The organism is Salinicoccus siamensis (genome assembly GCF_055391965.1).
The window spans coordinates 211,121-237,784 of sequence record NZ_AP043765.1 but is presented as its reverse complement, the minus strand read 5'-3'; the positions used below and the strand labels follow the sequence as shown (position 1 = coordinate 237,784).

The 26,664-nt window shown below is 49.2% G+C and carries 30 protein-coding genes; 9 read left to right on the top strand and 21 right to left on the bottom strand.

Annotation, left to right across the window (positions count from 1 at the left end; genetic code table 11):
• Nucleotides 1-32 precede the first annotated feature (32 nt).
• The 10 genes from ACZ5LF_RS01230 to pta all read right to left on the bottom strand — a co-directional run bounded on the left by ACZ5LF_RS01230 (nucleotide 33) and on the right by pta (nucleotide 9,592).
• Nucleotides 33-983 (bottom strand): FecCD family ABC transporter permease, encoded by a 951-nt coding sequence (locus ACZ5LF_RS01230; RefSeq protein WP_380570783.1) that lies wholly within the window; start codon nucleotides 981-983, stop codon nucleotides 33-35.
• Nucleotides 976-1,845 carry a heme/hemin ABC transporter substrate-binding protein gene (locus ACZ5LF_RS01225; protein WP_464759541.1) on the bottom strand — a complete coding sequence of 290 codons (870 nt, stop codon included), beginning with the start codon at nucleotides 1,843-1,845 and terminating at the stop codon, nucleotides 976-978. The genes ACZ5LF_RS01230 and ACZ5LF_RS01225 overlap by 8 nt, the downstream gene beginning before the upstream one ends.
• Before the next feature lie 77 nt (nucleotides 1,846-1,922).
• Entirely contained in the window at nucleotides 1,923-3,569 is a 1,647-nt protein-coding gene (argS, locus tag ACZ5LF_RS01220; protein WP_380570781.1) for an arginine--tRNA ligase, read from the bottom strand.
• A gap of 4 nt (nucleotides 3,570-3,573) precedes the next feature.
• A complete protein-coding gene (locus ACZ5LF_RS01215; RefSeq protein WP_380570780.1) occupies nucleotides 3,574-3,972 on the bottom strand; it encodes a YwiB family protein in 399 nt (132 codons plus the stop codon).
• Between the two features lie 50 nt (nucleotides 3,973-4,022).
• Entirely contained in the window at nucleotides 4,023-5,372 is a 1,350-nt protein-coding gene (mgtE, locus tag ACZ5LF_RS01210) for a magnesium transporter (RefSeq protein WP_380570779.1), read from the bottom strand.
• 187 nt (nucleotides 5,373-5,559) lie between these two features.
• Complete coding sequence (locus ACZ5LF_RS01205; protein ID WP_380570778.1) at nucleotides 5,560-6,084, bottom strand: YwhD family protein; 525 nt, start codon at nucleotides 6,082-6,084, stop codon at nucleotides 5,560-5,562.
• A gap of 14 nt (nucleotides 6,085-6,098) precedes the next feature.
• A complete protein-coding gene (locus tag ACZ5LF_RS01200) occupies nucleotides 6,099-7,400 on the bottom strand; it encodes an HD domain-containing protein (RefSeq protein ID WP_380570777.1) in 1,302 nt (433 codons plus the stop codon).
• Between the two features lie 88 nt (nucleotides 7,401-7,488).
• On the bottom strand, nucleotides 7,489-7,698 hold the full coding sequence (locus tag ACZ5LF_RS01195; protein WP_380570776.1) for a hypothetical protein: 210 nt from the start codon (nucleotides 7,696-7,698) through the stop codon (nucleotides 7,489-7,491).
• Nucleotides 7,699-7,797: 99 nt separating this feature from the next.
• On the bottom strand, nucleotides 7,798-8,616 hold the full coding sequence (locus ACZ5LF_RS01190) for a lipoate--protein ligase family protein (protein ID WP_380570775.1): 819 nt from the start codon (nucleotides 8,614-8,616) through the stop codon (nucleotides 7,798-7,800).
• Nucleotides 8,606-9,592 (bottom strand): phosphate acetyltransferase, encoded by a 987-nt coding sequence (pta, locus tag ACZ5LF_RS01185; protein ID WP_380570774.1) that lies wholly within the window; start codon nucleotides 9,590-9,592, stop codon nucleotides 8,606-8,608. Before pta ends, ACZ5LF_RS01190 begins: the two co-directional genes overlap by 11 nt.
• Nucleotides 9,593-9,726: 134 nt before the next feature.
• On the opposite strand from pta, the gene hemQ reads away from it, so the two are divergent.
• A complete protein-coding gene (gene hemQ, locus ACZ5LF_RS01180) occupies nucleotides 9,727-10,473 on the top strand; it encodes a hydrogen peroxide-dependent heme synthase (protein WP_380570773.1) in 747 nt (248 codons plus the stop codon).
• Between the two features lie 202 nt (nucleotides 10,474-10,675).
• On the opposite strand, the gene ACZ5LF_RS01175 is transcribed toward hemQ, so the two are convergent.
• The 5 genes from ACZ5LF_RS01175 to ACZ5LF_RS01155 form a co-directional block, all read right to left on the bottom strand.
• Nucleotides 10,676-11,365, bottom strand: a complete 690-nt coding sequence (locus ACZ5LF_RS01175) for a hypothetical protein (RefSeq protein ID WP_380570772.1) — start codon at nucleotides 11,363-11,365, stop codon at nucleotides 10,676-10,678.
• Nucleotides 11,366-11,475: 110 nt separating this feature from the next.
• Nucleotides 11,476-11,769 (bottom strand): GntR family transcriptional regulator, encoded by a 294-nt coding sequence (locus tag ACZ5LF_RS01170; protein ID WP_380570771.1) that lies wholly within the window; start codon nucleotides 11,767-11,769, stop codon nucleotides 11,476-11,478.
• 144 nt (nucleotides 11,770-11,913) lie between these two features.
• A complete protein-coding gene (locus ACZ5LF_RS01165; RefSeq protein ID WP_344704256.1) occupies nucleotides 11,914-12,279 on the bottom strand; it encodes a DUF423 domain-containing protein in 366 nt (121 codons plus the stop codon).
• A gap of 25 nt (nucleotides 12,280-12,304) precedes the next feature.
• Complete coding sequence (locus tag ACZ5LF_RS01160; protein WP_380570770.1) at nucleotides 12,305-12,616, bottom strand: DUF5327 family protein; 312 nt, start codon at nucleotides 12,614-12,616, stop codon at nucleotides 12,305-12,307.
• Nucleotides 12,616-13,266 carry a uracil-DNA glycosylase gene (locus ACZ5LF_RS01155; RefSeq protein ID WP_380570769.1) on the bottom strand — a complete coding sequence of 217 codons (651 nt, stop codon included), beginning with the start codon at nucleotides 13,264-13,266 and terminating at the stop codon, nucleotides 12,616-12,618. Before ACZ5LF_RS01155 ends, ACZ5LF_RS01160 begins: the two co-directional genes overlap by 1 nt.
• A 117-nt stretch (nucleotides 13,267-13,383) precedes the next feature.
• Here ACZ5LF_RS01155 and thiD point away from each other — a divergent pair, with 117 nt between their 5' ends.
• The 5 genes from thiD (at nucleotide 13,384) to ACZ5LF_RS01130 (ending at nucleotide 17,315) form a co-directional block, all read left to right on the top strand.
• Entirely contained in the window at nucleotides 13,384-14,214 is an 831-nt protein-coding gene (gene thiD, locus ACZ5LF_RS01150; RefSeq protein ID WP_380570768.1) for a bifunctional hydroxymethylpyrimidine kinase/phosphomethylpyrimidine kinase, read from the top strand.
• Between the two features lie 48 nt (nucleotides 14,215-14,262).
• Nucleotides 14,263-14,622 (top strand): DUF1806 family protein, encoded by a 360-nt coding sequence (locus tag ACZ5LF_RS01145; RefSeq protein WP_380570767.1) that lies wholly within the window; start codon nucleotides 14,263-14,265, stop codon nucleotides 14,620-14,622.
• Between the two features lie 11 nt (nucleotides 14,623-14,633).
• Entirely contained in the window at nucleotides 14,634-15,302 is a 669-nt protein-coding gene (gene bshB2, locus ACZ5LF_RS01140) for a bacillithiol biosynthesis deacetylase BshB2 (protein WP_380570766.1), read from the top strand.
• A gap of 11 nt (nucleotides 15,303-15,313) precedes the next feature.
• Nucleotides 15,314-16,192 (top strand): GTP cyclohydrolase FolE2, encoded by an 879-nt coding sequence (gene folE2, locus ACZ5LF_RS01135; RefSeq protein WP_380570765.1) that lies wholly within the window; start codon nucleotides 15,314-15,316, stop codon nucleotides 16,190-16,192.
• A gap of 283 nt (nucleotides 16,193-16,475) precedes the next feature.
• Nucleotides 16,476-17,315 carry an MFS transporter gene (locus tag ACZ5LF_RS01130; RefSeq protein WP_380709855.1) on the top strand — a complete coding sequence of 280 codons (840 nt, stop codon included), beginning with the start codon at nucleotides 16,476-16,478 and terminating at the stop codon, nucleotides 17,313-17,315.
• An 80-nt stretch (nucleotides 17,316-17,395) separates the two neighbouring features.
• Here the strand turns inward: ACZ5LF_RS01130 and ACZ5LF_RS01125 are convergent, their stop codons facing one another.
• The 5 genes from ACZ5LF_RS01125 to ACZ5LF_RS01105 all read right to left on the bottom strand — a co-directional run bounded on the left by ACZ5LF_RS01125 (nucleotide 17,396) and on the right by ACZ5LF_RS01105 (nucleotide 21,724).
• Nucleotides 17,396-18,301, bottom strand: coding sequence for an HAD family hydrolase (locus tag ACZ5LF_RS01125; RefSeq protein WP_380570762.1), 906 nt, complete (start codon nucleotides 18,299-18,301; stop codon nucleotides 17,396-17,398).
• 61 nt (nucleotides 18,302-18,362) lie between these two features.
• Nucleotides 18,363-18,821 (bottom strand): tRNA adenosine(34) deaminase TadA, encoded by a 459-nt coding sequence (gene tadA / locus ACZ5LF_RS01120; protein ID WP_380570761.1) that lies wholly within the window; start codon nucleotides 18,819-18,821, stop codon nucleotides 18,363-18,365.
• Between the two features lie 5 nt (nucleotides 18,822-18,826).
• Nucleotides 18,827-19,531, bottom strand: coding sequence for an HAD family hydrolase (locus ACZ5LF_RS01115; protein WP_380570760.1), 705 nt, complete (start codon nucleotides 19,529-19,531; stop codon nucleotides 18,827-18,829).
• Nucleotides 19,532-19,576: 45 nt separating this feature from the next.
• Nucleotides 19,577-20,518 carry an L-threonine 3-dehydrogenase gene (locus ACZ5LF_RS01110; protein WP_380570759.1) on the bottom strand — a complete coding sequence of 314 codons (942 nt, stop codon included), beginning with the start codon at nucleotides 20,516-20,518 and terminating at the stop codon, nucleotides 19,577-19,579.
• Between the two features lie 15 nt (nucleotides 20,519-20,533).
• Complete coding sequence (locus tag ACZ5LF_RS01105) at nucleotides 20,534-21,724, bottom strand: glycine C-acetyltransferase (protein WP_380570757.1); 1,191 nt, start codon at nucleotides 21,722-21,724, stop codon at nucleotides 20,534-20,536.
• 134 nt (nucleotides 21,725-21,858) lie between these two features.
• Between ACZ5LF_RS01105 and ACZ5LF_RS01100 the strand changes: the two genes are divergently transcribed.
• From ACZ5LF_RS01100 to ACZ5LF_RS01090, 3 genes are read left to right on the top strand one after another with little or no spacing between them, the layout of a single operon-like run.
• The gene (locus ACZ5LF_RS01100; RefSeq protein WP_380570756.1) at nucleotides 21,859-23,037 is read left to right on the top strand and encodes an amidohydrolase; all 1,179 of its coding nucleotides are present in this window, start codon (nucleotides 21,859-21,861) and stop codon (nucleotides 23,035-23,037) included.
• Nucleotides 23,022-24,212: a M20 metallopeptidase family protein gene (locus ACZ5LF_RS01095; protein WP_380570755.1), complete on the top strand. Its 1,191-nt coding sequence runs from the start codon at nucleotides 23,022-23,024 to the stop codon at nucleotides 24,210-24,212. Before ACZ5LF_RS01100 ends, ACZ5LF_RS01095 begins: the two co-directional genes overlap by 16 nt.
• Nucleotides 24,209-25,378, top strand: a complete 1,170-nt coding sequence (locus ACZ5LF_RS01090; protein ID WP_380570753.1) for an amidohydrolase — start codon at nucleotides 24,209-24,211, stop codon at nucleotides 25,376-25,378. The genes ACZ5LF_RS01095 and ACZ5LF_RS01090 overlap by 4 nt, the downstream gene beginning before the upstream one ends.
• A gap of 88 nt (nucleotides 25,379-25,466) precedes the next feature.
• Here the strand turns inward: ACZ5LF_RS01090 and tuf are convergent, their stop codons facing one another.
• Nucleotides 25,467-26,654 (bottom strand): elongation factor Tu, encoded by a 1,188-nt coding sequence (gene tuf, locus ACZ5LF_RS01085; protein WP_380570751.1) that lies wholly within the window; start codon nucleotides 26,652-26,654, stop codon nucleotides 25,467-25,469.
• Nucleotides 26,655-26,664: the final 10 nt, after the last annotated feature.

The window sequence follows — 26,664 nt, the reverse complement described above, 5'->3', positions numbered from 1 at the left end:
TAGCATGTAAAGTATCGTTTGCATAATCATTCCTAAGCTTTGGTCAGCACACGCTTATACATCAAAAAGATGAACAGCGGTACAGCCGAAATCATGACCATGACACCAGTCGGTATCTGCAGGGGCGCGATGACAGTACGGCCGATTGTATCAGCAATATTGACATAGATCGCACCGTAGAGGGATGAGAGTACCAGCAACGGACGAAATCGCATCGGCTTGAAGTAGAGCAGCATCTGCGGGACGATGATGCCGACCAGGGCAATCAATCCCGTGTAGCTGATGATGACCAGAGGTGGAACGGCAGCTGCTATAAGGAGGAAGGGACGGATTTTTGCGGCATCGACGCCCAAACTGTATGCCCTGATATCCCCGAGGTTCAACATATCGAGCGCGTGTCCATATCTATAGAGGAAAACCACCCCCACTATAGTCAACACCCCCGTCAGCAGCGTCTCCTGATAACGCGATCCGGATAATGAACCGAACATATAGCGGGCGATTGATTCGGTCTGTTCCGGTGCCATCAGAATGATGATGTAGAGCACGCCACTCATCATCGCTCCAAGGAGCACACCGATGACGATCAATGTTTCCGGACGATACGCTGTATCTATGCGCTTCGCTGCAGCAAGTACAATACCCATCGCAATCATGCCCGCCAATATGCTCAATATCGGACGCATAAAAAAAGGCATGATGCCTGCCACCGCCATAGCACTGCCAAGCACTGCGGCATTCGCCATGCCTAATGTAAAGCTATCCGCCATCGGGTTTCTGAGGACAATCTGGAAGACTGCACCACTCATTGCCAGAGCAGCCCCTGTTATCATGGCAGACAACATACGGGGCAGCCGGATTTCAAAGAGGATCGTATGCTGCTGTTCAACTTCCAGGGTCGCCAGGCCGACGGAACCTGCAAACAGGGACACCGCCCCGCTGATGATCAGCACCAACAGTAGAATCCAGATATGCCTACTCATAGATGCAGCGTCCCACCGCCCTCAATCCATCCGCTATACGCGGACCTGGACGTGCCAGGAGGTCAGGCTCGATGTTGCACTGATTTTTGGGGTCATCCAGTTCATGTCCTTCAATGCCCGGGATGCCACTGAGTGCCTCCTCCAATTCCTCATCGCCAAGCCCCATGATGGAAACCACCTCGGTTGGATTACGTTCAATGACTGCTTCGGGACTGATTGCCGCGTAGCCGTCGATATCATCAAAAGCATTTTCGACATGTATTTCAGATAGGGCGTCATCTATGAATGTTTCCGTTCCCGCTGTATACAATTCAGGATCGCTTGAAATGTGGATGAATACCCGAGCTTCTTCATCTCGATTTTCGAAGACGCTGTTCTGGACATTGACCTTCCGTTCAATATCATCGTTCAACCACTCGGCCGCCGTCTTCTCATTGATGAATTCACCGATGGCCTTTATGGAGTCGTATATGCCTGAAATCGATTTGGCTTCCTCCACTACAAGCACTTCCGCTCCGGTACTTTCAGAAACCTGTTTCAGAGTATCTTCATAATAGGGTGATGAAGATTCATGGCCGAGGATGTGGGTCGGTTCAAGGGCGATCATTTTCTCGGCATCAAGTTCAAAAGTGTTGAACTTTGTAATTGACGCGTCATTCGCCACTGATTCAGGATAGTTATCTTCGCTCGTTACGCCAACGAGATTGGTCTCCAGGCCAAGCTCGACCAGTATTTCCGTGTTGCTTGGCATCAGCGAGATGATGCGCCTATCTTCAAAGCCCGACTCGATATCCTCTTCCGTACCACTGCATCCCGTCAGGATGAACAGCGTCATGGCCAGAAGGACCTTCCATCTTTTCATCATAGAACCACTCCTTCTGGTTTTTTTCGTGCCTCACGACACATGATCCCCCTTGCCGGGAGGCAGGGGGGACCCGTCTACATCTTATCAGGCGCAGAAACACCTATCAGTCCAAGTGCATTGGCGAGTGCTTGCCTCACTGCCTCTATCATAAGGAGATAGGCGGCGGTCTGGGCACGGTCATCCGTCAATACTTTGTCTGCATTATAGAATTTATGGAATGCCGAAGCAAGTTCCTGGATATAATTCGGAATGCGGTGGGGCGCACGGTTTTCCGCCGCATTTTGGACGATGTTCGGGAAGTCGGCAAGCTTCTTCAATACCAGAAGCGCCTGTTCATGCTGGATGACATCAAGGTCCGCAGACTCATCTAATGTATGGCCTGCGTCCTTCGCCTGACGCAATATTGAACAGATCCGCGCGTGGGCGTACTGTGCGTAATAGACCGGGTTGTCGCTTGATTCCGATTTGGCAAGTTCCAGATCGAAGTCGAAATGGGTGTCCGGACTGCGCATCGCAAGGAAGTAGCGGCTGGCATCGACACCGATCATATCAATGATATCCCTCAATGTAATCGCTTTGCCGGTACGCTTGCTCATTTTGACCTCTTCGCCGTTTTCAATCAGGCGCACCATCTGCATGATTTGAATCTCAAGTCGCTCTGGATCTTCACCAAGTGCACCGAGAGATCCTTTCAGACGTTTGATGTAGCCATGATGATCGGCACCGAAAAGGTTGATCAGCTTGTCGAAGCCCCGTTCAACCTTATCAAAATGATAGGCCACATCCGGCATCAGATAAGTATAAGTCCCGTCCTGCTTCCTCAGCACGCGGTCCTTATCATCCCCGAAATCTGTGGTCCTAAGCCACAATGCTCCATCCGCTTCATAAGTGTAGCCATTGGCAGACATCTTTTCCAAAGCCATATCGATTTCGCCCTTTTCATAAAGCATCGATTCACTGAACCAGTTGTCGAAGTGCACATTAAAATCTTCAAGGTCCTGCTTCAGCTTCTTCATTTCGTAGTCGACGCCCATCTGACGGAACATCCTGATACGGTCTTCACGGGTAGTTTCCGCAAGCTCCGGGGACTCCTCTGCCAACTTTTCGGCCATCTTCTTAATATCCTTGCCCATATAGCCGTCCTCCGGCATATACAGTTCCTGGCCAAGTGCTTCCATGAATCTTGCTTCGATGGATTTGGCCAGGTTCTCAATCTGGTTTCCGGCATCGTTGATGTAGTATTCGCGCGTAACATCGTAACCGGCAAAATCCATGATGGCAGCGAGCGTATCTCCGACACTCGCATTGCGCGCATGTCCGATATGAAGGTCCCCGGTCGGATTCGCGCTGACGAATTCAATCAGGATCCTCTCCTTACTCTCCAGTTCGCTCCGGCCGTAATCCTCCTTCTCTGATAAAATCTGCTTGATGATGGCCGTCAGCGAAGCTTCATCCATCCTGAAGTTGATGAAGCCGGGCCCTGCTATCTCGACAGATTTGACGCTTGCCGCTTCCCGGTCCAGATTATCGATGACGATCTGGGCGATTTCACGTGGATTGCGCTTTGCCTGCTTAGTGAGCACCATTGCCACGTTTGTGGAAAAGTCACCATTCGCCTTATCTTTAGGTACCTCTATCTTGACCTCAGGGACGGCTTCAACTATCCCGGCCTGTTCAACTGCTGCTTCGATCGAGCTCTTCAACTGCTGTCTCAAATCCATCGTTTTACCCTACTCTCCTGATTTTATAATGGTAATCCCCAAGCTTGTCTCCGGAGTCATGCACTTCATAATGGATCTCAATGGCCTGCTCACCGATTTCAAGCGACTTTGTCCTGATTCTCAGATGATGTTTGCCGGCCGGGGATTCATAGAATGTATCCGTCATTTCATCTTCAACGAAATGGAAGTTCATATTGATGACGCCGCGGCGCTGTATCTTTACAAAACCATCACCCACCCGGAGGATGACATCCAAAGCATGCTCATCAAGCTGTTCGGCATAGCGCATGTAGATGTCATTGCGCTCTATCACCTCAACATCGACCTTCTGGCTGTAGCGCTTTGTTTCATCATTCATCGTGACGGTTTGGTCCACCTGGTATTCTGCTTTAATGTTATTCATATTATCTCCTTCAAGTACTGTAAATTATAACATACCCCCGCGCACCCTGCCTATATCTGCAGGAGGGTCGTGGCGATCGAAAAGTAGATGGTCAGGCCGATCACATCGTTCAATGTCGTGATAAATGGCCCGCTTGCTACGGCAGGGTCAATCTTCAGCTTGCTGATGATGACCGGCAGGATGGTACCGATGATGGTCGAGATGCTCAAAGTGATCAGCAGGGACATGCCGACGACGAACGCCAGCCACACTTCCTGATACAATACCGTAATCAACAAGACGATGGTCACACCACTTGCCAGACCGACCAGGACACCTGTGGCAAGTTCGCGCCTGAGGATGCGGAACAGTCCATGGTCACGGTATCCGCCTGTTGAGATCAGGCGCACCATCACAGCAAGCGACTGCGTCCCGGTATTCCCTGCTGCATCCATGATGAGTGGGATGAACAGGGACAGCAGCACGACCGCTTCCAAAGTCTCTTCAAAAGCCCCGATGACATTGGCGGTCAACAGCCCGAGGAACATCAGCAGGACAATCCAAGGCGCCCTCTTTTTGGCCGTTTGATAGGGGGAGACCTCCAGATCGACGGTGCCCCTGGAAGCGGCGAGTTCACTCATATCTTCCGTTGCTTCAAACTCGATGATGTCGATGATGTCATCGACGGTGATGATGCCGAGCAGACGATTGGCGCTGTCTATGACCGGGATGGTGACTACATCATAGTCCTGCATGATATGCGCCACAGCTTCCTGATCTTCATCCGCATTCACTGTTATGATGACCTTTTCGCTAAGTGTTTCCATCGTTTGGTGATCTTCTGCCATCGCCAACTCACGCAGGGAAACAAGCCCCTTCAATTTTTCGTCCTCTACAATATAGATTGAATGGAGACCCTCATTCCTCGGAACATGGCGCAGTCTTTCCACGACTTCTTTTGCGCTTTCTTCCTGCGTGGCAGTCATGAACTCCTTCTGCATGATGCTTCCCGCACTATGCTTTTCGTATGCCAGCAGCTCTTCAATGTGGCTGCGTTTCTGTTCGCTCAATCCTTCGAGCAATCTGTTGCGGCGCGCTTCATCCATTTTGGAGAAGAAGCGCTGCACATCATCGGAAGGCAGGTGCTCGAGCATCACCCTGCCATATTCGTCGGACATACGGCTGAACAGCCGCGATTGCCCCGTATATGAAAACCATTTGAAGAGCTTGGCAAAGTCTTCAGGCGGCAGCAGTCCAAAAAGCGCCTTCTGATGCTGCGCTTCCATCTCCTCGATGATCTGATACTGTTCGTTGCTGTGCAACAGCTTAAATTCATCCAAAAACATCTGCGGATCGTCGATAAGCAGATCGATGTAGTTCTGGATCACTTCTTTATCCAGGTGTATCTTAAGGTCCCTCATGGATAAGCACCTCCCTAAAATGATTTTAACTAACGACACTTCCATTATAGACTGAATAACAAAAAAGTGGCCGGGATGTCTCCCGGCCACAAGTGTCCTAGTTATATCTCATATAACTATATATATTCTATATTCCAATGACAGAATCTGCAATCTTTTTATAGATTTGACACAGTATCGTCACAAATCAGTCATTTTTCATTTCTTCCTGGAGCTCGGTTGCGTTATTCCACATTTCTTCGTTATAGGAAATCAGGAACTTCTTTAGGGCTGTACGGCTGAAGCCGTCCATTTTACCCAAGTCGATCTTCCCCTTCACGGCACGGTCCAGCATGTTGACATGCTCAGGCATCAATTTGTAGGCCCGGCGTTTCGTGCGGTTTATCATTTCGAAGCAAGCACCTATGCCACTGTATTGTGGGCCGTTTTCCTTGCGTTCAACCGCCACCCAGACCAGCCATAAGTTTTTGGCATCCTCGCCTTCCACTTCGCTTTTGTCAGTTACCCACTTCACACGGCGCTCCACTTCCGCACGGCCATGGAGACCTCCCATATCGATATATGTTTCACCTGTATCTGCGTTCACATAGACGGGTGCCACATTCTCCAGGCTGATTGATCCGATATTCTGACCTTTGTGCCCGTCAAGCGGGTCATTTTTGATGATGTTGAACTGGAATCCCTTTTTCTTGCCATTGGATTCATTAGCCATTCTATATCCTACTCCTATGCCAATTCATTAAGTAAATTGATGATTTCGCCTTTTAGCTCAAGATTTTCTATCTGCAGTATCTTTTCTTTGGGGTAATACAACTTCGAATCCATGCGGTGCACACCGGTAATGCTATTTATGATGGCGGACTGGGAACTTATCTCCCTCAGTTCCCCGTTATTCCTCATGATATGGATCGGCCAGCGGTTGCTTTTGGAGCCTGGACGGTCGTAATCATATGGCAGATCCGAATAGGAGTCACTGAAGAAATAATACTCGGGATCGATACCGGCCTTCTCGAACAGGTGCTGCAGTTCGGTAAAGGTGATGACTGAACCGTCGAATGGCAGATATTTGAAGAGGTCCCTGTTTACCAGTCGATGCGACAGGTCGCTTAACACAGGGTCACCCTCATGGATCCATTCCTGGAGATAGAAATTGACCACCATTTCGTCCAATCTCAAATAATCTTCGACACTCACTTCCCCGGAAAAGAACGGGATGAAGTATTTTGGTGCCTGCTTGAACTGATAGCCTTCTTCATGCAGATGTTTTGCACGCCGCAATATCAGATTCAAAAGGACCTCTCCACCACGTGAGACCGGGTGGAAGTACACTTGCCAATACATCTGGTAACGGCTCATCAAATAATCTTCGACCGCATGCATGCCGCTCTCCTTGATGATGATCTCATCCTTGCTCGGCCTCATCACCCGCAGTATGCGCTCCATATCAAAGGTCCCGTAGCTGACGCCGGTGTAATACGAATCACGCTGCAGATAGTCCATCCGGTCTGCATCGATCTGACTCGATATCATGCTGATCACCAGCTTATTTTCGTGGGTCTTATCGATCACTTGGGCCACTTCCAATGGGAAATCGATGCCGACCTTCTTCAAAACGGCATTCACTTCGGTATTCCCCAGTATGATCTTACGGGTGAACGCCTCATGGTCGGTATCGAAGATCGTCTCGAAGCAATGGGAAAATGGACCGTGGCCCAAGTCATGAAGCAAGGCCGCCGCAAGCGCAAGCAAACGGTCGTCGTTATTCCACTCTTCAAACTCCTGGAAGTTGGTTACCATACGCCTGACTATTTCATAGACGCCGAGTGAGTGATTGAACCGTGAATGCTCGGCTGAATGGAATGCCAGGTACAGTGTCCCCAGCTGCTTGATCCGCCTCAACCTTTGGAACTCCTTGGTTTTGATCAGATCCCATATCACCTGGTCACGAACATGAATATATCGATGCACCGGGTCTTTGAAGACTTTTTCTTCTACAAGCTGCTTTTTTCCATATTCGTCCTGTGACATCCCGCCACCCTCCCTTCAACTGCCTTTAATGATACTTTACCATAAAAAGATGAGCTACCGAAATACGGCAGCCCAACGATGGGTTTCCTTAAGGGGCGTCGGTGTTCTCCAGCGGGTTCTTCTTATCCTTTTGCTGTTGGACATCCTTCTCCCTTTCTGCTTCCTTCTTGCTGTCTTGCTGGGGCGGGTTATCCGCCGGCACTTCTTCCGTCACTTCATTGCCGGATTTATTCTTCTCTTTTTTAAGCTTCTCTTCTTCTTCCCTTGTCGTCATTCTTTTGTTTTCATCTGCAGTCACATCATCCACTCCTTTTATGGTACTGTTCCACTTGCCGCGGTCGATTAAACCTTATTTCCGCATAAAAAAGAAGGCGCCGGCCAACCAGCCTGCCTTCAATCATTTCTGTTCCAGGACGTGGATATCTTTATTGCGTGTTTTCATCCGCTCGAGATGATGGGTATAGCGGGCTTTCTGCGCTTCATCCATCTCTGGCAGCGGCGTGACTGCACCATGCTCCTTCAGTATGTCGATCATGGCCTCAAGCACCTCATCAACCGACATCTCAGTGCCGAGAAGTTCATTGAGGGAGGCCATATCTTCTGGGTGGACATCCGGATAGGTGAACTTCGTTCCTTCGCCCTTTATGCCCAATGCATAGAACCGGCGCATCACTTCCGCACGCCGACTGCCGCTGCCCGCAATCGAGAGGTAGATCTGCACGGCGACACCATCCCTGATGCGGCGCTGCGAGATGCCTGCGAACTTCCTCCCCCCGATACTCAGATCATAGCTGCCAGGGCAGTAGCTGTGGACGATTTCGCCCGTTTCCACTTCTGCTTCGGAGAAGGTTCTCCTGACCAGGTCCAGCATAAGATCATATCCATCATCTATCTGGGGCAATGTCGATTTCGGCAGGATCAGTGAGATGTTCAAGATGCCGGAATCAAGGACGACGCCGAGACCCCCGCTATTGCGTACGATATATTGGAATCCAGCCTCCTCCAGATAGTTGAGCCCATCCTGAAGATGGGGCAGACGGGCATCGTGCAGCCCGAGTATGACGAAAGGATCATGGACCCATGCCCTGACCTTAGGTATGCCATCCTGCGATACCATTTCCTGAAGTACATCATCCATGGCAAATGACATGAACGGATGGGGGGTTGCATCTACGGGCACAAATTGCCAGTCCGCCTTCAATCCATCAATCGTCATGCTGATTCAAGGCTTGGGTCGCTGTAAACAGCGCCAAGTTATAGACTTCATCCTTGGAACATCCGCGCGACAGGTCATTGACCGGCTGGTTCAATCCTTGCAGTATGGGGCCATATGCTTCAAATCCGCCGAGACGCTGCGCAATCTTATAGCCGATGTTACCCGCTTCAAGCGAAGGGAAGATGAAGACATTCGCGCGGCCTTCTAGCGGAGAGTCTGGTGCCTTCTTCTCTGCCACACCTGGAACAAATGCCGCGTCAAATTGGAGTTCTCCATCAATCGGCACCTCAGGAAGTTTTTCCTGGGCATATTGTGTAGCCAGTTTCACCTTCTCTGTTTCCTCGGTTTTGGCAGAGCCTCTTGTTGAGAAGCTGAGCAGGGCGACGCGGGGCTCCATCTTGAAATCCCTTGCGGTTTTAGCCGTTTCCACAGCCACTTCCGACAATTCCTCAGCATTGAGTTCGGGATTGATTGCACAGTCACCCATGACATAGAGTTCATCTTCACGGATCATGAAGAATACACCACTTGTACGGGAGACACTTGGTTTTGTCTTGATGATCTGCAATGCAGGACGGACCGTATCCGGTGTCGAATGAATCGCTCCGGATACCAATCCTTCAGCACGTCCCGTGTAGACGAGCATCGTACCGAAATAATTGACATCGTTGAGGATCTCATCAGCCTGTTCTGCCGTCACTTTTCCTTGACGACGCTCGACGAATGCATCGGTCAAGGCATCTTTTTCTCCGTAATCTGTAGGATCGATGGTCTCAACCTTGCCCAAATCCAGGTTTTCCTGTTCTGCCAATGCATCCAGCTCTTTTTTGGCACCGAGCACAATCGGTTGGACATAAGTCGTATCCGCCAACTCGACTGCTGCAGTAAGAATTCTTTTGTCGCTCCCTTCAGGAAAGACGATTTTGACATTCTTGCCTTCCAGGTTCGACTTGAGGTCTTTTAGAAATTTACTCATAATATCCTCCTTGATTACCTTTACATACGCAATATTATACTCTTTTTGTCACATCATTTCATCCTTGCATGCTTTTAAAACGTTTTCTTATGGAGTAAAATGAGGAGAGATATCAAAAAAGGAGAGATACACTAATGAACGAAGCTGCACAAACACTTGACGGTTGGTATAGCCTCCACTTGCTCTACAGTGTCGACTGGCCTTCCCTCCGCCTACTGGAAAAAGATGAGATGGAGACGCTCGTCACGGAGCTCCAAGATTTCCTCAAGCGTCAGGAGGAAGTTCATGATAAGAAGGAAGGCAGCTATGCCTTCTACAATATAACTGGACAGAAGGCAGATTTGATTCTATGGATGCTGAGGCCGACAATCGACGAACTGAATGCACTGGAATTGGAATTCAACAAACTGCAGATCAGCGATTTCCTCATCCCTGCCTATTCCTATGTGTCGATCATCGAACTGAGCAACTATTTGGCAAAGGAATCGGATGAAGATCCGTATCAGAATGAGTATGTCAAAAAACGCCTTTACCCGGAAGTTCCAAAATCACGCTACATCTGTTTCTACCCAATGGATAAACGTCGCCAGGGTGAGGATAACTGGTATATGCTCGATATGGAAAAACGTCGTGAGCTCATGCGTTCCCACGGCATGATCGGACGTGGATATGCCGGCAAGGTGAAGCAGTTCATCACAGGCTCTGTCGGACTCGATGAATACGAGTGGGGCGTCACGCTCTTCTCTGACGAGATGCTCCAGTTCAAGAAATTGATCTATGAGATGAGGTTCGATGAGGTTTCAGCGAGATATGGCGACTTCGGAGACTTCTATGTCGGTGTGCACCTGCCAGCGGATTCCTTGCTGTCATTCTTCAGATAAAGTTTAAAACATCATATTGATGGCTATATATTATTAAACACATCCATCAAGTTGGGAGGAATGAGCATGGCCCGTCTACTGCGTAGGCTGATCCCTTTGGCACTGCCATTTATAATCAAAAAGTTCAAGAACCGTAAAAAAACGAAATGATATGATTCTTTCCATAAAAAACAGCCTCCCAAAATCTTGGGAGGCTGTTTTTTCACTTGATTTTTATAGGCAACGAGCGCATGAGTGATTGGATTAAGGCGATTGTAAACAATATGAGCAGTCCGCTGAACACAAGGGTAAGGAAGATGTTGCCTGATGCGCCACTGATCATGTTCAGCTCGAACAACACCCCTTCGGTCCGGAATGTCCATAATGATTCTATCGCTACAGCGATGCCGACACCAAGTACAATGGCGATGAGTCCACCGAACCACCCACGGTAGAATCCGATGCTGATGATGAATCCTGCCAGGTAGAACAGATAGGCGGCCAGCAGATGGCCAAGCACCATGGAGACAGGACCACCCATACCTGATGCGGTGGTTTGTGTACCGAACCATGGCATCACGCCTAGAATCAAAGATATGATGCCAGCCACTGATGCAAGGGTTACGGTGAAGATGACACCTGTCCATAACACCGCCCGCATAAACGTCATCCGTGTCAATCCAAGCTGGATTGCACGCTCCAGAAACACGAATACTGTGAGAATGCCTACCACCAACATGAATATGCGGTTGGCCCCAGATGCCATAAAGAAGAATGACATGCCGTTGATTCCGGAGTCATCTATAAAAAGCATCAGCAATATATAAAGGGCAACCATAACAACCATATACCACACGGCCCACTTCGCCATCTCCTTCGAGAAATCGGCCGTCGCCAGTTTCATCTTGTCCATTTTATCCCTCCTTGGTCGCAGTCAATATGGTGAAGAGTTCCTGCACCTTCAATGGCGCAATGTAGAGATGCTGTTGCCTTGCAGCCTTACGGTCTGCTTCATCTAGAGGTTCAAGCACCACCGCCGAGCGGATCGATTCGTTGGTGTGCGTTGAAAGTACATTCATAGCGTCTGTGAGGCGGATCACTTTTTCCTTCGCCCCGCTTTTTATAGAGCAGACCTTCCTCCACCAATTCATTCACGCCTTTCGCCACGGTCAGATGATTCACTTTATAGAGGTGGACAATTTCATTAGTTGAAGGAATCCTGTCATGTGGCTCGAATATGCCATCGATGATCTGGTCGCCAATCCATTTTCCGATCTGATGGAATATGGGTTGGTGGTCATTCAAAACACTGTTCATGCGCATCTCCCCTCGACATATGGTCATATATATAAGTATATAACCTGTATATCAAATGTTAAACTGGAACTGATGGACTAATGCTTTGACGCATTTTATCCCCATACGATAAAACCTCCGTTTACACGGAGGTCATGTTGTCTTTTATATTTTGATCATACCGACAATCAGGAATACCCATCCTGCCAGGAACAATACACCGCCGATGGGGGTGATGGCACCGAGGATCGATATACCGCTGACTGCCAGAATATAGAGGGAACCGCTGAAGAAGATGATGCCAAGCAGCATCAGCCATCCTGCTGTCCCGAGGAATGGGGCGCCAGTCAGTTGGACCAGAATTCCAACGGCAATCAGGCCAAGGGCATGGTACATCTGGTAGGACACAGCCTTTTCCCATACATCCATGTAATGTTCGCTTATCTTACCCTCGAGTCCATGGGCCCCGAAGGCACCGCACGCCACTGAAATGAATGCATTTATCGCACCCATTATGATGAAAAGTTTCATTTTGCCTACTCCTTACGTATTAAGTCTAAAAGTCAAACAGTGATTCTCCATTGCCTGAGCCGTCTTCTGTCTCAAGCTGCCGGCCTTTTGTCTCCTGCCGGGTTGAGTGGGGCACGCTGCCGCCCATCTGTTCCAGCATCCTGCGGTCTGTTTCGGACATCGAGCCCGGGACCGTATGATTCGCTTCAGGATGTGCATCACCCGCATCCTCTCCGGTCTTCAGAAGACTGAGGAGTCGTTCCATGGCATATACGTGTTTGTCGAACTCATGCTGCCCGCCTGCTGTTTCCATAAGGTTCAGCTCCTGCTTGAGTTCTGCGATGATTTCACGCCTCATTACCGTTCACTCCAGTCCACAGGTTCCCGGCCGCGGGATGTCAGGTAATCATTGGTCCGGCTGAACGGCCGTGTGCCGAAGAAGCCCCTATATGCAGAGAGTGGGCTTGGGTGCGTCGATTTGATGACATGATGTTTGGTCGTATCGATCAATTTTTCTTTCTGTTGAGCTGGCTTGCCCCACAGTATGAAGACGACATCTTCGAGATTCCCCGAAACTTTCTGTATAACGCCGTCGGTAAACTTCTCCCATCCAAGACCTCTGTGCGAATGTGCCTGATGGGCATCAACCGTAAGCACGGTGTTCAGCAGCAGCACACCTTCTTCTGCCCAATCCTTCAGATTGCCCTTGGTCCGCTTGATACCGAGGTCGGACTCCAGCTCCTTATACATGTTGCGCAGGGAGGGCGGCACTTTGACGCCTTCATTGACCGAAAACGCAAGACCATGGGATTGGCCTTCACCATGGTAGGGGTCCTGGCCGATGATGACGACCTTCACCGCTTCGAATGGCGTCAGTTCGAAAGCTGTATATATTTCTTCACGGGGCGGGAATACGGGGCCCGTGCGATATTTTTCTTCAAGTGTCTCTTCAAGTGAGGAGAAATCATTCTCCTGCTTAATCATTTCAAATACATCTTTCCATTCCATCTCTCTTCACCTCTGTCTAAATTTTAATTATATCATCTATACAAGCATCTCTCTAGAAATACACTCCCTTATATAGTAAAATACCATTATTAATGACACATTGGAGGAATTTAAATCATGGCACTTAAAAAGACGCTCACTATTGCGGGTTCAGATACAAGCGGCGGCGCAGGAATTGCGGCTGACCTGAAAGCTTTCCAGGAGCATGAAACATACGGCATGACTGCATTGACGACCATTGTCACAATGGATCCCGAAACATGGTCCCACGGCGTCAATCCGATTCCGCTGGAAGTCGTGGATGACCAGCTTGAAACGGCACTATCCATTTCCCCGGATGCAATCAAGACAGGCATGCTGCCTTCTGAAGAAGTGATAGAACGCAGTAAGAAAGCCTTTCTCGACAGCCAGGCCGACCACTTCGTCGTCGACCCGGTCATGGTATGTAAAGGGGATGACGAAGTCCTCAATCCAGGACTTGTGGATGCCATGATTGAACACCTTCTTCCACATGCAACAGTCGTCACACCGAACCTTTTCGAAGCCGGGCAGCTGGCAGGGAGGAAGACACCAAAAACTTTGGATGAGGCCAAAGCATGTGCTGAAGTCATCCATTCCAAAGGTGCCGATCATGTCATCATCAAAGGTGGTTCCGAAATCGATGGCGACAAAGCAGTGGATGTCTATTATGATGGCAATGAATACCACCTGCTCTCAAGCGACAAGATAGATGCTTCCTACAACCATGGCGCTGGATGTACTTTCGCCGCGGCCATCACTGCAAATCTTGCGAACGGCCAGGATCCTCTGGAAGCGATCAAGAATGCAAAGGCATTCGTCACTGCAGCGATCAAAAACGGCTGGAAGATGAATGAACATGTCGGTGTCGTACGCCACGGTGCACTCAATACCGTCGAAAAAATTGATGTTACAGACGAACAAATATAGAGGGGAAATGCTTTCCCAAGGCTTTAATTTAAGGAGCGTTTCACAGATATGGAAAAAATCAATCAGGATAAGGTCCAGCAGCTGCTGGACAGCTATCAGAACAAGAAAGTGTTTGTACATGTCGAAATTACCGGAGGCATGTACGCCAGCCACTTCGACGAGAAAGTCTTCAATGCTGGCATGTTCCTCCGCAACGTCCAGGTGACATACGTCCAGGGTGGCATACGCGGCGGCGAAAATGGTGAATACCGCGTAGGCCTCAAGCTCGACAATGAGGGCTGGATATACGTCCTTGGCCTGACTCATTACGAAGTGAATGACAACAATGAATTTATCATGCATGGTTTCAACTACGATGGAAAACTCGCCAGTGCATTGGAAATCTCAACCCAGGAATTCTTGAAATAGGAGGCACGGACATGGAAAAGGAAAGACAAGTACTCGTCATCTTCCCCCACCCCGACGATGAAGCATTCGGCGTCAGCGGGACGATGAGCCGCTACGTGGATATGGGCGTGCCCGTCACATACGCCTGCCTGACATTCGGCGATATGGGACGCAACCTCGGCTATCCGCCATTTGCAACACGCGAATCACTGCATGAAATCAGAAAAAAAGAAGTGCAGGAAAGCGCGCGACTGATTGGCCTGGATGATCTGCGCCTGTTGGGCTACCGCGACAAGACGTTGGAATTCGAAGCGCCAGGTCACTTGAAGGGCGTCGTCAAAGATATGATTGATGAATTGAACCCGTCAAGGATCATCACATTCTATCCGGGCTACTCCGTCCACCCCGACCACGAAGCAACGGCTGAAGCAGTCGTTGCAGCAGTAAAGGAGATGGCGCCTGCAGAACGTCCGGCGCTCCAACTCGTCGCATTCAGCAACGACACATACAAAGATCTCGGGGAGCCCGATATTTCGGTCGATATTTCAGGTTACGAAGACCGCAAGGAGAAAATCATGGCCGCCCATGAATCCCAGACCGGTCCACTTCTGAAGACACTCGCCGGAAATACTGCGGAAAGTGAAGCAGCCCGCCAGATGTGGATGAAGAATGAAGTGTTCTACAGTTATGATATAGATTAAGGAGAAGAGACATGGAACAATTGGATCTCACTACGAGAGAAGGCCGTTTCAAGCATTTCGGATCCGTCGATCCCATAGAAGGAAAAAAGCCTACAGAGAAGGAATGCATGGCCGATCTCCAAAGTTCAAAGAAGGATTTTCTGTTTGAGGTCGACTCGGTCGGCATAAATAATTTGAGCTATCCAGTCGTCATCGGTGACTACCAATCGGTCGGCACCTTCGAATTGGCTACAAGTCTGAGACGCGATGAAAAGGGCATCAACATGAGCCGCATACTTGAATCGCTGGAGACGGAGAATGATCGCGGTGTGTCACTCGACTTCACCACTCTCGGAAATGTATTGAAAACACTGCGTACGCGCATGCATCAGGAAGAAGCGGAAATTACCGGAACAGGTAAATGGTATTTCCCTAAACCGAGCCCCGGCACCCGTCTGAGCGGCATGGCGCATGCTGATGTTGAATACGCCTTGAAGATCGACGGTGATGGCGTACAGCAGAAAAAACTGGGCATGACGGCAATGGTCACTACACTGTGCCCTTGCTCAAAGGAAATCAGTGAATACAGTGCGCATAATCAGCGCGGCTACGTAAAAGTGCTGCTCGACATCGATCCAGAAGCCGAATTGCCGGAAGATCATAAGGAGCAGCTGTATCAGCTGCTTGAGATCAACGCATCCTCCCAGCTCTATCCGATACTGAAGCGTACGGACGAAAAGATGGTCACAGAACGTGCCTATGAAAACCCACGCTTTGTAGAGGACCTCATCCGCCTGATCGCCTATGATCTGGTGGAGCTTGACTGGGTCAAAGGCTTCGAACTTGAATGCCGCAATGAAGAAAGCATCCACCAGCATGACGCCTTCAGCAGGATGTCATACCAAAAATAAACGCCCCCCTCATATAGAAGCGATGGGACGCACAAAAGGACATGACAGCGTTAAGCTGCCATGTCCTTTTTTATATGGTATTCCCTTACCAGAAAAATCGTGACATCTGAGGCAATGGATGGTGGACATCCATTTATATGTAGCATCAGAGTAGAAATCAAATGCGCCTATGCCTTCCATTTTCAATGATTCCTATGAAAGGCAGACCGGTCTCTACTCCCACTTCAGCGTCCTGCCCCGGCCATCTCCAAAAATGATATCGCGGATCATGTAGAATTCTTTTGTGAAGTGGGAATCCTTTATATCTTCGATGGTGCCCTCAACCCTGCGGAACGCTTTTCTCGATTTTCTTCTCGACTTCAAGCTCTACTACACCGAAGCGGAAAATAACCTTGAGGAGGGCACAGGGAGCAGGTTCAAGCGTGACATCAGCCAAGGATTCATCTTCATAGCCAAAAATAAAGTATTCAAATCCCTCCTGCTCATCGCCGCTCTGATAAACTTCATGGCTGGAGTCATTACGATCTTCCCTGAAAAGATGATTATCCATGAACTGTCTCTCCAGCCGGAAACTGTCGGTATCGTCAATGCCATCGGAGGACTTGGCGTACTTGCAGGTGGCGTGGCGGTTGCCAGAATCAAGCAACTTGATAATCCATTTCTGCTCATGAAGAGGGGACTGTCTGCATTTGCCGCCCTGGTCGTCGTCTACCTGCTGCCCCTATATCTTGGCGGAGACATCGTGTCGCTTGTGCTGATCATCGGAGGCATCGGCCTCAGCGTCGCCATGGCACTACAGTTCATCAATATACCGATCAGTCTATTCGTCCAGCTCGTCACCCCCCAACACCTCAAGGGACGGGTGTTTTCGACCATGAACCTCTGTTCCATGAGCATCATGCCGGTCGGTGCCATCTTTTATGGTTTCCTCTATGATTTCGAGCTCTATTGGGTCATCAACATCATCAGTGCAATTCTGATGCTTGCGGTAGTGCGCATCTTCTTCAACGAAGACCTCATCACCAAATCGAAAAGTATGTACGCGACTGCCAAGCAGGAGGTGGAGGAGATGGACGGGGAATCAGATGAAAGTCATTCAGAACCCACTCCCCAGAGCGTATAAGATTTAATAAAATGCCCGATTCCTTATGAGAAATCGGGCATTTCTGATATCGGTGCTGAGCCGGAGCAAAGCATCAGACTCTATGATTCGGATAAGTCCCCAGCCTGGGCTTCCTGCTTTTCTTCAAGTAGGTCAAGCGCCTCTTCAATGGCTATGGCGACACCGTCTTCGGTATTGCTTTCCGTCACCTTGTCTGCGATGGCCTTCACCTCGGAAGCTGCGTTCCCCATTGCCACTGCCGTACCAACCCGTTTCAGCATGGAGATGTCATTGAGGTTGTCCCCGACTGCCATGACATCCTTCATATCAATATTCATGATGTTGGCGATATCGGTGAGTGCAATGCCTTTTTGTGCATTTTCATGGGTCAGTTCTATATTGCCTTCAGATGAAGAGGATACCGCCAGATTACCGATATCGTAGAGTTCATTTCTCGCCCGGAAAAGTTTTGGTTTGCTTGGTGAAGAGGCGAGCAGTTTCAAGATGTTCTCTTCCTCATTCTCGAATATCGTCCTATAGTCGTCAGTCTCCACCAAGGTGCCGCTTTTCAGGCGTTCTTCCATGAATCCTCTGATCCTTTTCTCGCTGGCAGGATTATTTTCTTCCCCGGCAAGTTCCATGAAAATCTGGATATCACGTTCCACATCTGCCGTATAGATGGCACGATCGGTATAGATCTGATAGAAAATATCCTCTGAGCGGAACACGTCCGCCACCTTATGGACCAGTTCGGCATTCAGCGCATTCGTTGCCAATATTTCATGGGACTCGTTGCGCACCTCTGCTCCGTTCAGACATATATAAGGCAGCGGCGTATTGAGCTGGCGTATGATGCCATGTGCTTCATAGAAGGCACGCCCAGTCGCCACGACAACCTGTATTCCCCGTTTCATCGCTTCATTGATCGCCTCCATATTCCGGCGGCTGATGTCATGGTGGGGATTCAACAATGTCCCATCCATATCCAATGCGATTAATTTGACCATAAGCGCTCTAAAACTCCCTTATCATTTTAAATTCATTTTATCAGAAAATTCATTCAACATTCTACTTTTTATGTTTTTTCCTGAGGTTTTTAAAAAACGAAGTCAATAAGCCACTGCATGTATCCTCCAATACACCGGAGGTCACTTCTGCACGGTGATTGAAACGCGGTTCATCCAAAAGGCGCATCAGACTGTCTACTGTGCCACCTTTAGGATCTCTCGCCCCGTACACTACATGGGGGATGCGGCTCATTACAATCGCACCTGAACACATGGCGCAAGGTTCCAAAGTGACATAGAGTGTACAGGCTTCAAGCCGCCATGATCCCACTACTGCACTCGCCTGCTCAATGGCGATCATCTCTGCATGGGTCAATGGGTTCTGTGAGGTTTCCCTGAGATTGTGCCCCCGTGCGATGACACGGCCGTCACGGACGATCACTGCCCCGATCGGAACTTCACCGATCTCCCTTGCCTTTTCCGCTTCTTCCACTGCCGACGCCATAAATGCCTCGTGCATGACCCTCACCACCTATTCTCCAGGATGAAACGCCCATCTTCAATGATATCCGCTACACTATCCAACACCAGATCGGCACCTTCCAGGTCCTCTCTACGCGAAGTGCCTGACAGCACGCCGATCGTCCGGAGGCCTGCTTCATACCCAAGCATCGTATCCACCCGGTTATCCCCCACCATCACCATCTCATCAATGGTGTAGCCATACTTTTTTATAAGCGGGTCAAGTATGCGCAGGTCTGGTTTATGATAGGGCGAATCGTCTCCCGCTATAATGTGATGGATGACCGATTCCAATGAAAATTTTTCGATGAAATACTTTGTGCTCAAGCGACTGTCGCTGGTCACGATGATATTTACATGACCATTTTCTGCAAGACGACTGAGCACAGGGGCGGCTCCTTCGATCAATTCCATATTATTGCGCAGGAGATCGAGATTCTCTTCGTAGAAGGTCTTCATCCATTCACCGGCGCCACTCTGATAGCGTTCAAAGCAATCTTGTATATTCTGGCCCGTTCCGCTTGCCAGTATGGAGTTCGGGGCGATGCGCCCATTGATCAGTCCTAGGCGATGGGCGAGTTCATCCTTGATGTCATGACGGTCGAATTCCTCTGCAAAGGCTTCGATTGTGGTTTTGGCGTAAGGCGTCCAAATTTTATGGTAATCCATCAGTGTGCCATCTTTATCAAACAAAATTATACGCGTCATTAAACTGCCCCAATCAGAAAAATAAGAAGGCAATATGCCTTCTTATCATTTATTTCGTATTGCTTCCAACATTGTTACAGTCATTTTTTCAAGGTCGTATTGTGGTGCAAATCCCCACTGCCGTTCAGCTTCCGTCGCATCGATGGCGTTCGGCCAGCTCTCTGCGATTCCCTGACGTACAGGATCTACATCATAGAACAGTTTGAAGTCAGGTATATGCTTTTTGATTTCATTCGCCACCATCTCAGGATTGATGCTCATCGCTGTGACATTGAAGGCATTGCGGTGTTCCAGATTCGAAGCATCCGCTTCCATCAGCTTGATGATCGCCTCGATGGCATCATCCATGTACATCATGTCCATATTCGTATTTTTATCTATAAACGATGTATATTGTCCATTCCGGATGGCTTCAAAGAAGATTTCAACGGCGTAATCGGTTGTACCGCCGCCGGGCTCCTTCACATGGGAGATGAGTCCCGGGAACCTCACGCCCCGTGTATCCACACCGAATTTCTCATGATAGTAGTCACACAGCAGTTCACCCGATACTTTATTCACACCATACATTGTGGTCGGCCTCTGGATGGTGACCTGCGGGGTGTTCTCCTTCGGAGTCGATGGTCCAAAAGCACCGATGGAACTTGGGGTGAAGAATTTAAGATCCCGCTCCCTTGCGGTCTCAAGGGCGTTTACAAGTCCTCCCATATTGATGTCCCAAGCAAATTGCGGATTCTTTTCGCAAGTCGCGCTGAGTAGCGCGGCCATATGCATAATCGTATCGGGTTTGAAGTCCTCTACGATTTCATCCATCCGCGTTTTATCCCTGACATCCAGGATTTCAAAAGGCTTACCTTTCAATTCGTCACTCTCAGGTTCTTTGATGTCCGTCGGCAGAACATTTTCGTCCCCGTATTTCTCTCTTAGTTTTAAAGTCAGCTCAGTGCCGATCTGCCCGAGCGCACCGGTAATAATGATCCGTTCCATCGCCGTGCTCCTTAATTATGAGATTACGTTCAGTTCTTTACCTACTTTTTCATATGCAGCAAGCGCATCATCCAACATTTCTTTAGTGTGTGCTGCCGTCGGCATGTTCCTTACACGCCCTGTACCTTTAGGCACAGTCGGGAAGACGATCGATTTGGCGTATACGCCTTCTTCCATGAGGCGTTTCGAGAACTCCTGTGTCGTCTTTTCATCACCGATTATGCAAGGTGTGATCGGTGTTGCGGAATTACCGATATCAAAGCCAAGATTCTTAAGGCCTTCTTTCAGGTAATCACCGTTCTCCCAGAGTTTATCGTGTAGCTCTGTAGAATCCATCAGCTTGTGGACTGCCTCAGTTATCGCACGCGTATCACCAGGCGTCAGTGATGTGGAGAATAGGAATGGGCGGGCTGCCACTTTAAGGTAGTCGATCAGATTCTGGCTGCCTGCAACATAGCCGCCGACTACACCGATTGCTTTTGACAGTGTACCCATCTGGATGTCGATTTCCTTCTCAAGGCCGAAGTGCTTGACAGTTCCTGCACCTTTGCCCATGACACCTGAACCGTGTGCATCGTCCACATACGTGATGAGGTCGAATTCTTTGGCGATTTCCACGATTTCCGGCAACAATGCTACGTCGCCATCCATCGAGAATACACCATCCGTAATGTACATGACTTTCCCGTATTGGCCGGATTCTACAGCTTCTTTGGCTTTTTTGCGGAGATCATCCATATCGGAGTGGTTCACACGGATGATTTTTGCGCGGGAAAGGCGGCACCCGTCGATGATTGAAGCGTGGTTCAATTCATCAGACAAAATCGCATCCTCTTTGCCCATGACCGCCTGGATTGCTGCCATGTTACAGTTGAAGCCGGATTGGAATGCAACTGCCGCTTCAGTGCCTTTGAATTTAGCCAAAGTCTCTTCCAGGTCCACATGCAGATCCAGGGTACCGTTGATCGTACGTACGGCGCCTGCGCCTACACCATGGGTATCGATCGCTTCTTTCGCAACCTTCTTTAGCATCTCGTCCGTCGCAAGGCCGAGATAGTTGTTGGAAGATAGATTGATCAACTTCTTGCCGCCAATCGTGATTTCCGGTCCATTGGCCCCTTCAACCACATCGATTTCATTATAGAGTCCGTTATCTTTCAATTCCTGCAGATTTGATGCAAGGTACTCATCCAAAATTTTAGACATTTACAATCTCCTCCTCTTTCCCATATCATATCATAATTAAAAGCTGTCTTAGAATTGAAACGATGTTTTTATTAAGTTTCAAAAAGTTAGAAAATTTGATAATATTATATGACATGATCAAGGAGGTTGAAATTATGAAGATTCGGGACATGGCACAAGCGGCATTACCCGGAATGATCGACACACGACGCTATCTGCATATGCATCCGGAAGTTTCATTCCATGAAGAACAGACCTACAGATACATATTGGAACGTCTGCAGAAGTATCCGGATCTAAAAGTACGTGAAGGGGTGGGGGAAGGCGGCATCCTCGCTACACTCGGCAATGGCGGAGATCCACATATTGCCATCCGTGCTGATTTCGATGCCCTCCCCATACATGACGAAAAAGATGTGCCCTATAGGTCTACAGTGGACGGTGTCATGCATGCGTGCGGACATGATGCCCATACGAGTACATTGCTTGCACTGCTCGACCTCCTCTATGAAAATAGGCACGCCATTAAAGGCAGCGTATCCTTCATCTTCCAATTCGCTGAGGAGATACAGCCAGGTGGCGCAGTTGCGATGGTCGGGGATGGTGCCCTGGACGGCATAGATAGGGTCTACGGCCAACATTACTGGAGCCAGTATCCGACCCATACAATCAAGACGAGACCAGGCCCCATCATATCCAGTCCGGATATGTTCAAAATAAAGATAAAGGGTCGGGGGGGTCATGCAGCACACCCAAGCCAAGCAGTCGATCCCGTAGTCATCGCAGCAGAGCTGATCACCAGTCTGCAGACTGCTGTATCACGGCAGATATCACCCTTGGACAATGCAGTCGTCACCGTCGGTAAAATACACGCCGGCGATGCCTTTAACGTCATCCCGGACACGGCTGAGCTCATCGGTACGGTAAGGACTTTCGAGCAGTCCATCAAGGAGCGCATCCAGGATATCTTCCAAAAAGAAGTTGACCACACAGCAAGGAAACGTGGGGCGACCGCTGAACTTGAGTATAATATCGGCTATCCTGCAGTCGTTAACCACAACAGGGAAGCAGATATCATCGAAGAAGCCGCAGCTGCCATGGGGCTTGAATTTGAGACTGCCAAGCCGATGATGATAGGCGAGGATTTTTCCTACTATATCAATGAGGTTCCGGGCGCCTTCTTCTTCACGGGATCGGGCAATGCAGCCAAGCAGAGTGATTATGTCCACCACCATCCCATGTTCGACTTGGATGAAGAAGCGATGACCAGTGGATTATCGATGTTCATGAAAATTCTCGAGATTGAGCAGGTGATTGAATGGAAACAAGAGTGATAGAACAGTTGGCGGAAGATCACTACGATGAAATGGTCAGATTGAGACGCCATTTCCATATGTACCCGGAGCTGTCCTTCCATGAAGTCCAGACTCCCGCATATATCGCAGAATACTTAAGGGAGCTCGGCATAGAGACAAAAGAAGGCGTCGGCGGCAGAGGTGTTGTCGGTCGCCTGATAATCGACCCGGAGCGGCCGACAGTCGCATTGCGCGCTGATTTTGATGCCCTACCGATCCAGGACCAGAAGGACGTGCCATACCGTTCGACCGTACCCGGGGTGATGCATGCCTGCGGCCATGATGCCCATACCGCAGTACTGCTCACCGTAGCCCGCATCCTTTCTGAAAATAAAGCACAGCTGCGCGGCAATGTGGTCTTTATCTTCCAGCACGCTGAAGAAGTTGATCCCGGAGGTGCCATACAGATGATTGCGGATGACTGTCTGCATGGAGTGGACGCCATATTTGGACAACATGTGAGCAGTGGCCTCGATGTCGGCACAATCGGCTACAAATACGGTACAGCAACCGGTATGCCGGACGACTTCACCATTAGGATACACGGGCGCGGCGGCCATGCCTCAAAACCGCATGTTGCAATCGACCCTGTCGCTGCAGCCATTACCTTCTGCAATCAGCTGCAGTACATCGTCACGAGAAAATCCAAGCCGATGGAGCCTGTCGTCCTATCCATCACAATGTTCAATGCCGGACATCAGCATAATATCATTCCCGATACGGTTGAAGTCGGAGGCACTATCCGGACTTTCAACCACGAGACACAGGCGGTGATGATCAACGAACTTAAAAAGTGCCTTGAAGGCCTTGTGACCACAACAGGAATAACCTACGACCTCAATTATATGAAAGGGTATCCTCCAGTGGTCAATGATACCGACAAGACAGATCTCGTGCTCCAGGCGGCGACTGGCATCTCTACAGTAAAGGAAGTACAGGAATTGGAACCGGATCTCGGCGGGGAAGATTTTTCCTACTATCTGCAGAGGGTGCCTGGCACCTTCTACTATACCGGTACCCGCAACACTAATTTCAAAGCCGACTACCCGCATCATCACGGCCAGTTCGACATCGATGAGAAGGGCTTGACGAATGCTGTCTCTGTCATGGTGAAATCCGTCTTCAACTACTTCGCTAAGGAGGCGGTCATATGATGAAGCTCCAGCAGGATATAGAGAGGCTGCACGAGGAAATGGTCCATATACGCCGGCATATGCATATGCATCCGGAACTCTCCTTTAAAGAAGCAGAAACAAAAGGGTATATCTATAATCAGATCAGCGATCTTGGCCTAGATATCCGCCGGGATGTGGGCGGTAATGGTCTTGTTGCCCGATTGAATATTAATGATGACTTCAGGACTGTCGCTTTGCGCGCTGATTTTGATGCCTTGCCGATCCAGGATGAAAAGGATGTGCCCTACAGGTCCACCGTGCCGGGGGTCATGCATGCATGCGGCCACGATGCACATACTGCAATGCTCATCACGACGGCGCGTATACTCGCGGCACGTAAAGATGACCTGAAGGTCAATGTCGTCTTTATCTTCCAGCATGCAGAGGAGATGCTGCCCGGGGGTGCACAGGCGATGATCGAGGACGGGGCACTTGATGGTGTCGATTATATATTCGGGACACATGTCTCTTCCCTCTATCCAACAGGTACGCTATCCTACACAAAAGATTTCGCATATGCCGCAGCAGATGCCTTTACGATCACTGTAGCAGGACGTGGGGGGCATGGGGCGGAACCCCATGAAGCGATCGATCCCGTCGTTGCAGGGGCATCACTGGTCCAGCAGCTCCAATCCATCGTTTCACGCACCGTCGATTCTTTAAAGTCAGCTGTTGTGACGACCAGCATGTTCAACGGGGGGTCTTCTTTCAATGTCATCCCTAATGCAGTGGAGTTGCGGGGCACGATACGTACATTCGAGCAAAGTGTAAAAGATGATGTACTGAGACGGATGGATGGCATCATAAAAGGCAGCGAATCAAGTTTCGAGGTCACATGCAATCTCGACTATCAGCATGGCTACCCTGCGCTGCTCAACAATAACTCGCAACTTGACCATGCCCGCCATTCCCTCGAAGATGCAGCATATGTAAAAATCATTGAAGAAAACCCTCCTTCCATGGGTGGTGAGGATTTTGCATATTACCTTGAGAAGGTGCCTGGCTGCTATTTCTATACTGGCGTCCGTAATCCGGAAAAAGGAATCAATCATCCTCATCACCATCCATTGTTCGACATCGATGAGGATGGCCTGAAGGCCGGGGTGGAATCCCTCTGCAGCATCGTTCTTAAATTTGGTGAATAATAAAAAAAGCCATCTCTTTCGAGATGGCTTTTTCATATATGAAAGAAGCCAAGGGGAAAAACCCTGGCTTCTAATATCTTCAAATATATTATTTGATGATTTCAGTTACAACACCTGATCCAACAGTACGTCCACCTTCACGGATGGAGAAACGTGTACCGTCTTCGATCGCGATTGGAGAAATGAGTTCAACGTTCATTTCAACGTTATCGCCAGGCATAACCATTTCTGTACCTTCAGGAAGTTCTACCACACCAGTTACGTCCGTAGTACGGAAGTAGAACTGTGGGCGGTAGTTGTTGAAGAATGGAGTGTGACGTCCACCTTCTTCTTTTGAAAGTACATAAACTTCAGCTTTGAAGTTAGTGTGTGGTGTGATGGATCCAGGAGCAGCAAGTACTTGTCCACGCTGGATGTCTTCACGTGCTACACCACGGAGGAGCGCACCGATGTTGTCGCCAGCTTCTGCATAGTCAAGAAGCTTACGGAACATTTCAACACCTGTAACAGTTGTTTTAGTGGACTCTTCATTGATACCGATGATTTCAACTTCTGCACCAACTTTAACGCTTCCACGTTCTACACGGCCAGTCGCAACTGTTCCGCGTCCTGTGATGGAGAATACGTCCTCTACAGGCATCATGAATGGCTTGTCGGAGTCACGTTCTGGAGTCGGGATGAATTCGTCGACTGCATTCATGAGTTCCAAGATTTTGTCTTCGTATTCTTCTACACCTTCAAGCGCTTTAAGAGCAGAACCTGCGATTACAGGGATGTCATCGCCTGGGAAGTCGTATTCAGAAAGAAGCTCACGCACTTCCATTTCTACGAGTTCAAGAAGCTCTTCGTCGTCTACCATGTCTACTTTGTTGAGGAATACAACAAGTGCTGGTACACCAACGTTACGTGAAAGCAGGATGTGCTCACGAGTTTGTGGCATTGGGCCATCTGCTGCAGAAACGACGAGGATACCGCCGTCCATTTGAGCTGCACCAGTGATCATGTTTTTGACGTAGTCAGCGTGACCTGGGCAGTCAACGTGCGCATAGTGGCGTGTTTCAGTTTCATACTCGATGTGGGAAGTGTTGATCGTGATTCCACGCTCTTTTTCTTCCGGTGCGTTATCGATCTGAGCATAGCTCTGCGCTTCGCCTGATCCTCTTTTAGCGAGAACTGTTGCGATAGCGGCTGTGAGTGTAGTTTTACCGTGGTCAACGTGACCAATTGTACCTATATTGGCATGCGTCTTGGAACGGTCGAATTTTTCTTTTGCCATTTGTATACCT

Coding starts and splice junctions, on each gene's coding strand:
- ACZ5LF_RS01230 (WP_380570783.1), bottom strand. CDS start 983: ATGAGTAGGCATATCTGGATTCTACTGTTGGTGCTGATCATCAGCGGG.
- ACZ5LF_RS01225 (WP_464759541.1), bottom strand. CDS start 1,845: ATGAAAAGATGGAAGGTCCTTCTGGCCATGACGCTGTTCATCCTGACG.
- argS (WP_380570781.1), bottom strand. CDS start 3,569: ATGGATTTGAGACAGCAGTTGAAGAGCTCGATCGAAGCAGCAGTTGAA.
- ACZ5LF_RS01215 (WP_380570780.1), bottom strand. CDS start 3,972: ATGAATAACATTAAAGCAGAATACCAGGTGGACCAAACCGTCACGATG.
- mgtE (WP_380570779.1), bottom strand. CDS start 5,372: ATGAGGGACCTTAAGATACACCTGGATAAAGAAGTGATCCAGAACTAC.
- ACZ5LF_RS01205 (WP_380570778.1), bottom strand. CDS start 6,084: ATGGCTAATGAATCCAATGGCAAGAAAAAGGGATTCCAGTTCAACATC.
- ACZ5LF_RS01200 (WP_380570777.1), bottom strand. CDS start 7,400: ATGTCACAGGACGAATATGGAAAAAAGCAGCTTGTAGAAGAAAAAGTC.
- ACZ5LF_RS01190 (WP_380570775.1), bottom strand. CDS start 8,616: ATGACGATTGATGGATTGAAGGCGGACTGGCAATTTGTGCCCGTAGAT.
- pta (WP_380570774.1), bottom strand. CDS start 9,592: ATGAGTAAATTTCTAAAAGACCTCAAGTCGAACCTGGAAGGCAAGAAT.
- hemQ (WP_380570773.1), top strand. CDS start 9,727: ATGAACGAAGCTGCACAAACACTTGACGGTTGGTATAGCCTCCACTTG.
- ACZ5LF_RS01175 (WP_380570772.1), bottom strand. CDS start 11,365: ATGGACAAGATGAAACTGGCGACGGCCGATTTCTCGAAGGAGATGGCG.
- ACZ5LF_RS01170 (WP_380570771.1), bottom strand. CDS start 11,769: ATGAACAGTGTTTTGAATGACCACCAACCCATATTCCATCAGATCGGA.
- ACZ5LF_RS01165 (WP_344704256.1), bottom strand. CDS start 12,279: ATGAAACTTTTCATCATAATGGGTGCGATAAATGCATTCATTTCAGTG.
- ACZ5LF_RS01160 (WP_380570770.1), bottom strand. CDS start 12,616: ATGAGGCGTGAAATCATCGCAGAACTCAAGCAGGAGCTGAACCTTATG.
- ACZ5LF_RS01155 (WP_380570769.1), bottom strand. CDS start 13,266: ATGGAATGGAAAGATGTATTTGAAATGATTAAGCAGGAGAATGATTTC.
- thiD (WP_380570768.1), top strand. CDS start 13,384: ATGGCACTTAAAAAGACGCTCACTATTGCGGGTTCAGATACAAGCGGC.
- ACZ5LF_RS01145 (WP_380570767.1), top strand. CDS start 14,263: ATGGAAAAAATCAATCAGGATAAGGTCCAGCAGCTGCTGGACAGCTAT.
- bshB2 (WP_380570766.1), top strand. CDS start 14,634: ATGGAAAAGGAAAGACAAGTACTCGTCATCTTCCCCCACCCCGACGAT.
- folE2 (WP_380570765.1), top strand. CDS start 15,314: ATGGAACAATTGGATCTCACTACGAGAGAAGGCCGTTTCAAGCATTTC.
- ACZ5LF_RS01125 (WP_380570762.1), bottom strand. CDS start 18,301: ATGGTCAAATTAATCGCATTGGATATGGATGGGACATTGTTGAATCCC.
- tadA (WP_380570761.1), bottom strand. CDS start 18,821: ATGCACGAGGCATTTATGGCGTCGGCAGTGGAAGAAGCGGAAAAGGCA.
- ACZ5LF_RS01115 (WP_380570760.1), bottom strand. CDS start 19,531: ATGACGCGTATAATTTTGTTTGATAAAGATGGCACACTGATGGATTAC.
- ACZ5LF_RS01110 (WP_380570759.1), bottom strand. CDS start 20,518: ATGGAACGGATCATTATTACCGGTGCGCTCGGGCAGATCGGCACTGAG.
- ACZ5LF_RS01105 (WP_380570757.1), bottom strand. CDS start 21,724: ATGTCTAAAATTTTGGATGAGTACCTTGCATCAAATCTGCAGGAATTG.
- ACZ5LF_RS01100 (WP_380570756.1), top strand. CDS start 21,859: ATGAAGATTCGGGACATGGCACAAGCGGCATTACCCGGAATGATCGAC.
- ACZ5LF_RS01095 (WP_380570755.1), top strand. CDS start 23,022: ATGGAAACAAGAGTGATAGAACAGTTGGCGGAAGATCACTACGATGAA.
- ACZ5LF_RS01090 (WP_380570753.1), top strand. CDS start 24,209: ATGATGAAGCTCCAGCAGGATATAGAGAGGCTGCACGAGGAAATGGTC.
- tuf (WP_380570751.1), bottom strand. CDS start 26,654: ATGGCAAAAGAAAAATTCGACCGTTCCAAGACGCATGCCAATATAGGT.